Below are 1,571 nucleotides of genomic sequence, written 5' to 3'. Positions count from 1 at the left end.
TCACCTTCGACGGCCGTCTCTCCGCAGCCCGTCAGTAACCCCAACCACCCTCGTTACACCGTTCGATTGACAGACCCACTGTCCGGCGGATCATGATGGGGCTGGGCAGCGTTGGTGTCGGTGGTGGCCAGTACGCTCCGGGAATGCGAGTTTCAGGAACGTTCAAGGTCGTTGACTTCACGCCCGCCTCGGTGCCGAGCCCGGCGATTGAGACCGCGGTGCCGGTCGGGGTCGCCACGATGGACAAGAGGTTCGAGGGGGAGGTTGCCGGGCGCGCGGCCACGTTGTTCACCTCCGCGTTCGACCAGTCCGCCAATACGGGCACCTACGTCGCCATGGAGTCGTTCGAGGGAACCCTCCATGGGCAGGCGGGAGCCTTCAACTTCGCGCACTCCGCCACGATGGTGGCCGGAGATCGGCAAGGCGACTTCTTCGTCATCATCGTCCCGGGCAGCGGGACAGGTGAGCTGGCCGGGATCACCGGGACCGGAGGCATCGCGATTGACGCTGACGGCACGCACCGGATCTGGTTCGATTACGACCTCGGTCAGTAGCTCAGCAGGTCACAAGCGGAGCCACAGCCGGATCGCCGCGACCGTGACGGTGCCGTGGAAGATGTAGGCGCGCTTGTCGAACCTCGTGGCCACGGCCCGGGAATTCTTCAACGCGTTGATCGTCCGCTCAACTTCGTTCCTCCTTTTGTAGATCGTCTTGTCGAAGCCGGTGGGCCGACCGCCCTTGCTGCCCCGGCTCTGGCGGTTGGCACGCTGGTTCTTCGGCTCGGGGATGGTGTGCTTGATCTGGCGTCGCCGCAGGTAGCGGCGGTTGCGACGTGAGGAGTACGCCTTGTCCCCACCCACGTGGTCGGGTCGGGTGCGGGGGCGGCCACCATCGAGACGGCCCACCCGGATGCGGTCCATGACGGGAATGAACTGCGGGGCATCACCCCACTGGCCCGGTGTGATCAGCAGGGCCAGCGGACGCCGTCCGCCCTCCCCGGCAAGGTGGATCTTGCAGGTCAGGCCGCCCCGGGAGCGCCCAAGTCCCTCATCAGGGCGGTGCTGCCGGGGCGTTGTTCTTTTCCCGGCACTCGCGGGCGCTTCTTGCGGGCCCCTGCGGCGTGCTGGTGGGCCCTGGCCGTGGTGGAGTCCACGCTCACCATCGACCAGTCGACGCGGCCCTCTGCGTCGGCGTCGGCCAGGACGGCCGCGAAGATCCTGTCCCAGGTGCCGTCCGCCGACCAGCGTCTGTGGCGCTCGTACACAGTCTTCCACTTCCCGAAACGCGCAGGTAAATCGCGCCATGGCACTCCCGTCCGCTGCCGGTACAGGATCCCGTTGATGATCCTCCGATGGCTCGCCCAACGGCCGCCCCGCTTACCGGACTTCGGTAGATGCGGCTTCAGTCGGACCCATTCACCGTTCGCAAGATCTCCCCGCCCCATGGACATGCCAACGAACCGAGAGCGAGGAGGTCACATGATCCGCCGGACAGGGGGTCTGTCAATCGAACGGTGTAACGAGGGTGGTTGGGGTTACTGACGGGCTGCGGAGAGACGGCCGTCGAAGGTG

Annotated in this window: 2 protein-coding genes; one reads left to right on the top strand and one right to left on the bottom strand. The window is 66.3% G+C overall.

The annotated features are described in order from the left end of the window. Positions 1-143: 143 nt before the first annotated feature. Entirely contained in the window at positions 144-554 is a 411-nt protein-coding gene (locus IEZ01_RS34395; protein WP_028798321.1) for a DUF3224 domain-containing protein, read from the top strand. A gap of 9 nt (positions 555-563) precedes the next feature. On the opposite strand, the gene IEZ01_RS34390 is transcribed toward IEZ01_RS34395, so the two are convergent. Beyond that, positions 564-1,444, bottom strand: a protein-coding gene (locus tag IEZ01_RS34390) for an IS5 family transposase (RefSeq protein WP_189205716.1) whose coding sequence is annotated in 2 segments (ribosomal slippage) — positions 564-1,084 and positions 1,084-1,444 — 882 coding nt in all. Because the reading frame shifts where the segments join, the coding sequence is not laid out codon by codon here. Between the last annotated feature and the right edge of the window lie 127 nt (positions 1,445-1,571).

Source organism: Streptomyces purpureus (assembly GCF_014648195.1).
Classification (GTDB): domain Bacteria; phylum Actinomycetota; class Actinomycetes; order Streptomycetales; family Streptomycetaceae; genus Streptomyces; species Streptomyces purpureus.
Note: the sequence above shows the minus strand (reverse complement) of the source record. Positions and strands in the feature narration are given on the sequence as shown.

Excerpts from the sequence above, each read along its gene's own strand:
- IEZ01_RS34395 (WP_028798321.1), top strand. The coding sequence starts at position 144 with ATGCGAGTTTCAGGAACGTTCAAGGTCGTTGACTTCACGCCCGCCTCG.